The following is a 5,781-nucleotide window of genomic DNA, read 5'->3' on the forward strand; positions in this document are numbered from 1 at the left end:
GACGTGGTGGAAGACAGCCACATCCAGCGGGTACTGACGGACCTGGATCGGCAACGGGGAGCAGTCGGTTAACCGGCTGCTTTCTCGTGCCTGCGATGACTGTCGACACAGCGCTCACTCGGCTGGCGGATTGACGGTAGAGCGCTCACGACAATGGCGGTGAGAAATTCACCGCCAAATAGCGTGAGCGGCTACACCAGTTTCCGACATCAACGATCAGTTTCGGAATCGTTTGGGTAAAAAACGCTTTTATCGCGTTCCACGATGTTTCGGCATAGACTTTTATAGATGTCCACGTTTCGCTCAACTTCTGTTTCGTATCATTCCAGCCTTCTACGATCTTTTCGCCAGCCTCGATAAACGCCGCTTTGATTGTGTCCCAGTGTTTGTATATTTCGTAGGCGCCCCACGCAACGACAGCGACAGCTGCGACAATAACGGCGGTTATGGGGTTTTCGAGGAGTGCTATTGCGAGGGCTCTTAACCCCGTAACCATGATTGAGACAAAACGAGTGAAAACTACGCCTAATGATAGTAAGCCTCGCCCGATGTTGAGAAATAATTTTCCAAACGCTTCAAAGCCCTCTTTTGCGAATCTAAGCCACGCGGCCAAACCTGCGAAAGCTCCTCCTAGAAAAACCAGACCGGAGCCTACAGCAAGTGTTCCCATTAGCCATTTCTTTTGTTCCTCTGTTAGACTTTGGAGCCAGTTCAACATACTATGCCCTATAGGAATTAACTTTTCCAATACTGGGATGAATGACATTCCGAACTCTTTAGCCGCTGTCTGAACATGCGCTGCCAACTGAGACATATGCCCCTTAAATGTATCCAACATCGCAGCGGCGGCCTTCTGCGCACTAACACCCTCAATTTTTTCCTTCAGTCGTTGGAACGCCTCGGAATTTTCATTGGCAAGGACAAGAGTTCCAGCTAAAGCATACTGACCGAAGATATCGTGAATATATTTGGCTTTCTGCGCTTCGGTAAGTCCTTCTAAGCGACTGTGGAGAATCTTTTGTATCTCGGTAAGATTTTTGAGATTACCAGTCGATTGATCGATCAACGTATTGTGACCGTTTTGTATTATTCCAAGCTCCTCCATCGCCTTCGCGCCTTGCTTAGTAGGTTCGAGTAAATTAGTCAAAGCGCGTCTCAATGCTGTTCCAGCCGAACTGCCCTTAATACCGTTCTGCGCTAGCAAAGCCGATGCTGCTGCGGCATCAGCCAAACTTGAGCCCAATTGCGATGCTACAGGCCCTACATACTTTAACGTCGTGATCAGATCATTCGAATTGATTCTTGCACTCAACAATGTTCCAGCGATAACGTTGCCAGTTTCTTTCATGTTTTCTTGAACGCTTTTGCCGTTCTCGTTGAATTGCTCCCTGAACTGATGATAAATTTCAGTAATCAGATTCGCGCTCTCTTCTAACTTGTCATGAGTAACGATTGCCACGTTTTGCGCTGCTTCGGCGGCGCCGTTAAGAATCGCCTCCCCATCAACACCTGAACGCAACATAGCGTCCATCGCAGCCGCAATTTCATTCGCAGAATGCGCGCCCCGGCTCCCTAAACTCAGCGCGAGATCCTGCAGTTGTTGCGTCAATCCGGCCGCATCACGAATCTTGTCGTTCCATGACTCGTTCTTTTCGATGTTTGTTGCGATAACCGTTTGTATGCTTTTCATGGCCGCTTCAAAGTCGGCACCCTGTTCGATTGCATATTTGAAAAGATGCTCGCCGCTTTCGCCTACATGCTGCATTGATTGTCCGAGCAGCTGAAGCGAAACAAGCCCACCAAGACTGTCAACGCTTTTCTTTACGTTACCGACGTTCGTCTCCGCATTCTTAGCCATGCTTTCAAACGCCCTACCGATCTCTGCTGTCTGATTGCGAACGGCTAAGACAACTGCGGAAATCGCTGTCTCCATTGATCGAAAGGATGCTTCAATTCCTTTTGCACTCTCGTCTGAAACCTTCGATAAACTTTGTAGAGAACGCTCGTCATCACTAACCACTTTGGACACGTCATCCATTGATTTGGACGATTTCGAAATTGCTTCAAAAGACGAACTAATGGCCCGCGCCGCAGATTCCGCCGTCTGTCGAAATGATTTCATTACTTCTGAAAGGCTGCTAAAAACACTGGCCGCTTGATTCTGCGCCGAAATTACTAGGTTAAGTCGTGCCTCTCGTTCCGCCATCCTTTATCTCACCTCCAACCAATGCAGAAGGCCCCGACTCGTTTTGAGTGGGACCTTCTTCCAATTTCTGTGCAATTGATTCAAGCGTCAGTTTGACAAGTTCAGCTAATCGCTCACATTCATCATGAAGTCGATCGGCTTCGTCGAAAAGTTGGCCATTCCTTGTCTTCGCAACCTCCAATAACAAAGCCCATCCCATTTTCTTGGTGAGGATAACCCTGTCAAACAATGCGCCATACAGTAAGCCAAATTCCGTATGGTAATGAACAGATACTGAGCGATTCAGAAGATGTACTAACTGCCCGAGGTGCAATTCGATGTTCTTCCTAAAGTCACGCCAGAATCGCTTAGAATTGGCCACCGGTTTCTTTTGTTCATAGCTGAGTGTGATGTTATAAAATGCTTGCGACAATTCTACGAGTGTCTTTAAATCTTTCTGAAGCGGATTTTTGATCTCATCCATTAGTTCTCCCCTCCATGTTCCGCACGAGTATAGATTTCAAGCTCCCGAATCAACTCTTCTTTTGTCGTCGTGCCGTCCATCAGAAATTCCATTTCCATATCCCAAATGTAGTCGCGGCTAAACCGGCTTCCCGATCTCGGTACGCCGCAAATGTCATACATTCGGTCGAAAACATCTCCTACATTTAACCCCATATCAGAGTTTTCCGTTCCGAAGAGCTTATCAATTTCGTGCTGCTTGTCGGACACGCTTTTTAACACGTCGATTAGCAGCCCCACAAGTTGTCTCTCGCGATTCGTCAATCGAATTCCCCCTTCAACTCTTGAATAATCTCACGGACCGCCTCGTCAAACGGTAATCCTGTCGCCAACGATCGGTCTAGCGCCATTCCTGCGACCGCGTGCTCCAGATTAATCGTTTCGTACCCGAACATCAGGCTACGCCCTCCTCACCATCCTCAAGTTCTTCATACTCCTCGAAATAGCCAAGTTCCGATGTCGGCGTCAACAAATCACCGTCCTCGCCAAGTAACGGAACGCCATTTTGGTAGGCAGCATATCTGGCCCCTTCCCAATAGTTTGTGTCATACGCAAACTCGGTGCCGCCCTTCTCGCGTGCAACTTCCAGCGCGTCTTTCAGCGACGCACGCATGGCGTTTTTCAGCGACTTGCGCGGATATTGCTGGTTCAGCGTCTTAATGGTCTTGCCTGTGCTCCCGTTCACCAGCGCAACCTCTGCGCCCCAGATGCCCGCTTTGTAGACAAACATTCGTTGCCGAATGATGATAAACATGGCATAATACCCCCTCAAAAACTGTGCATATCTTGCATGATTTTGGGCATTTTCGCCCCGTAGAGCGTTTCAAAATCGCAGGTAATAGGATTATATCCCTCCACGATCAAAAGCCCCTCTAAACGGCGATTTTCGCCGATTTCGTACCATTCGCGAAAAGCCTTCGGGCCGCCCGTTTCTTTTCGTTCGGAATTACGTACACGACCGCAAACAGGCGCCCGCTCCGGTAATACTCGGCCAGAATCCTGAAATCGGGATACGAACGGCGAATGCGCCGCATCAGTTCGTGATCCTCGGTATAAGCGGCCAACTCATTCGCGTTCAGCCGCCAAAGCTCATTCATCGCCAACACCCCCTCCACCACGCCAAATAAAAAAGCGCCACCCGAGTCTCACAGATGGCGCACAACCAATCTTGTACGTTTTGAAATATAATAGGTTTGATTATTGTGTTTACTAAGCGACTAATGCGTCATACTGTCTACGAGGAATAAGCTGTTTCAATTGCTTTTCATCGTAAAAGTATTTTAAGCATTCCGAGAGGTCGCGGCCCTCTTCAAGCGAGAAAAGTTTGTCGCCCCCCACGTCCTCAACTTTTAGTGTCATTCGGTAATAGTTGGGCCGCTTTAGATGCGTACCCTTTCTGGATTGGTTGCGTGCCACAATCTCGATAACGCCCAATGCTTCAAGATTTTTCAATTGCCGCCATACCGTTACTTCGTCCATTCCGGTAGCTTCCTTCATTTGCACATATATCATATAGAAAACGCCGTTCTCGCCTGCCCATCGCTTACTATGAATCAGCAGCGCATAGGCGAGCGCCTTTTGATTCTTCTGCGGACATTGACGGATAATCGCGTCGATTTCAGCGAATGAAACTGTTAAGTCGCGCGGCTCAACTTGTAGCGTCAAATTTTTGCGGTAAACGTACTCGACGCTTTCGTGAATGTCTTGCAAGCATTCTTCCCACGTCGAAGTATAAAAATGTTTAGGCTGCCAAGCCATCCATTCGGTAATCATCTCGATAGCCTGCGCGTTCGTGAGTCCGTTATGATTCGCAAGACGCGCAAGTAACAAGATTGAATTATGACGTGTGCCCGGCCCCGGCAGGCCGTTTACATACCGATCGGCCGCACGGCGTAGCGTATAGCTTTCTGTTTGATCGTAAGTCGGTAAGCGTCAAATCCTGCACACCTAGGAAGCCGAAATTTCCCATGAGATAATCTTCCTCAGAATGATATGGGGAGGATTTTTTTATGACTCAAACGGAACTTCGAGAATTATGGTCTACCCGGATCAAAGACTATCGGGCCAGTGGAGAGCGTGTGGCCACCTGGTGTGAACGTCATGGGGTTACGCCACGCCAGCTCTGGTATTGGTTGCGAAAATTAAAAAAGACGGAACAACATCCGGAAAGCTCCCGGCTGCGGTGGATTCCTGTCCATGTGGATGAAACGTCTTCCGATGGAACTTCCGGACCCTCGTCCTTGCTTGTCAAAGTCGGTTCGGCAACCATCGAAGTCAGGCCCGGCTTCGATCCCGCTCTGTTTGCCGATGTCGTGAGGACGCTGAGGTCTCTATGCTGAGCGAGATTCAGGTGGATCGGGTGTATCTGGCCTGCGGCAGCACGGATATGCGGAAATCCATTGACGGGCTCGCGGTTCTCGTCCGGGAGGGGTTTGATCTCGATCCGTTTTCGCCTGCCCTGTTTGTGTTTTGCAATCGGCAGCGGGATAAACTGAAAATCTTGTACTGGGAGCATAACGGATTCTGGCTCTATTACCGCAGGTTGGAGCGTGGCAAATTCCAATGGCCCACCGATGCGAGTGCTGCGCCGCTCCGCATTACCCGACGCCAGCTGCGCTGGCTGCTCGATGGATTGTCCCTTCAACAACAGCAGGCGCATCCGGAGGTAACGGCCCGTACCGTGATTTGAACATGTTCACGGAATCGCCACATTTTTGGACAACCGGGCAAAGGGTTCTTTGCCCGGTTGTGGAATGTAGAAAGTATGGAGAAAACAATCGAACAGACGCCCCTTACAATCGAAGATTGGCAGGATCGCTGCCTCAAACTGGAGCAGCAAATCGCCGAACTGTCCGCCAAATTGAAATGGTACGAAGAGCAGTTTCGCCTTAGCCAACAGAAGAAATTCGGCGCCTCCAGCGAGCGAACGAATTCGGATCAATTGCAGCTGTTTAACGAAGCGGAAGTAGAGGCCAACCCTGCCCAGGAAGAGCCAACCCTGGAGACCGTGACCATCCGGCGCAAGAAACAGCGCGGGCAGCGGGAGACCATGATCGAAGAACTTCCCGTGGAGA

At 49.6% G+C, this 5,781-nt stretch carries 10 protein-coding genes; 3 read left to right on the plus strand and 7 right to left on the minus strand.

The features are described from left to right. Positions 1-145: 145 nt before the first annotated feature. The 7 genes from C230_RS0100990 to C230_RS0101020 all read right to left on the minus strand — a co-directional run bounded on the left by C230_RS0100990 (position 146) and on the right by C230_RS0101020 (position 4,480). Positions 146-2,206, minus strand: coding sequence for a phage tail tape measure protein (locus C230_RS0100990; RefSeq protein WP_018130215.1), 2,061 nt, complete (start codon positions 2,204-2,206; stop codon positions 146-148). Continuing rightward, positions 2,181-2,669 (minus strand): hypothetical protein, encoded by a 489-nt coding sequence (locus C230_RS0100995; protein ID WP_018130216.1) that lies wholly within the window; start codon positions 2,667-2,669, stop codon positions 2,181-2,183. Before C230_RS0100995 ends, C230_RS0100990 begins: the two co-directional genes overlap by 26 nt. After that, positions 2,669-2,971, minus strand: a complete 303-nt coding sequence (locus tag C230_RS0101000) for a hypothetical protein (RefSeq protein WP_018130217.1) — start codon at positions 2,969-2,971, stop codon at positions 2,669-2,671. The genes C230_RS0100995 and C230_RS0101000 overlap by 1 nt, the downstream gene beginning before the upstream one ends. Further along, positions 2,968-3,102 carry a hypothetical protein gene (locus C230_RS23530; RefSeq protein ID WP_018130218.1) on the minus strand — a complete coding sequence of 45 codons (135 nt, stop codon included), beginning with the start codon at positions 3,100-3,102 and terminating at the stop codon, positions 2,968-2,970. The genes C230_RS0101000 and C230_RS23530 overlap by 4 nt, the downstream gene beginning before the upstream one ends. Beyond that, complete coding sequence (locus C230_RS0101010) at positions 3,102-3,461, minus strand: hypothetical protein (RefSeq protein ID WP_018130219.1); 360 nt, start codon at positions 3,459-3,461, stop codon at positions 3,102-3,104. Before C230_RS0101010 ends, C230_RS23530 begins: the two co-directional genes overlap by 1 nt. A 118-nt stretch (positions 3,462-3,579) precedes the next feature. After that, positions 3,580-3,804, minus strand: coding sequence for a hypothetical protein (locus C230_RS0101015; RefSeq protein ID WP_018130220.1), 225 nt, complete (start codon positions 3,802-3,804; stop codon positions 3,580-3,582). A 112-nt stretch (positions 3,805-3,916) separates the two neighbouring features. After that, positions 3,917-4,480, minus strand: coding sequence for a Cdc6/Cdc18 family protein (locus C230_RS0101020; protein ID WP_018130221.1), 564 nt, complete (start codon positions 4,478-4,480; stop codon positions 3,917-3,919). A 236-nt stretch (positions 4,481-4,716) separates the two neighbouring features. Between C230_RS0101020 and tnpA the strand changes: the two genes are divergently transcribed. The 3 genes from tnpA to C230_RS19005 all read left to right on the plus strand — a co-directional run. Further along, the gene (gene tnpA / locus C230_RS23775) at positions 4,717-5,046 is read left to right on the plus strand and encodes an IS66 family insertion sequence element accessory protein TnpA (protein WP_083910399.1); all 330 of its coding nucleotides are present in this window, start codon (positions 4,717-4,719) and stop codon (positions 5,044-5,046) included. Beyond that, positions 5,040-5,396: an IS66 family insertion sequence element accessory protein TnpB gene (gene tnpB / locus C230_RS0101025; protein WP_018130222.1), complete on the plus strand. Its 357-nt coding sequence runs from the start codon at positions 5,040-5,042 to the stop codon at positions 5,394-5,396. Before tnpA ends, tnpB begins: the two co-directional genes overlap by 7 nt. Before the next feature lie 75 nt (positions 5,397-5,471). Beyond that, positions 5,472-5,781, plus strand: a 310-nt coding sequence (locus C230_RS19005) for a transposase (RefSeq protein WP_245533939.1), incomplete at its 3' end; no start/stop codon positions are given.

It is taken from the genome of Effusibacillus pohliae DSM 22757, from assembly GCF_000376225.1.
Taxonomy (GTDB): Bacteria; Bacillota; Bacilli; order Tumebacillales; family Effusibacillaceae; genus Effusibacillus; species Effusibacillus pohliae.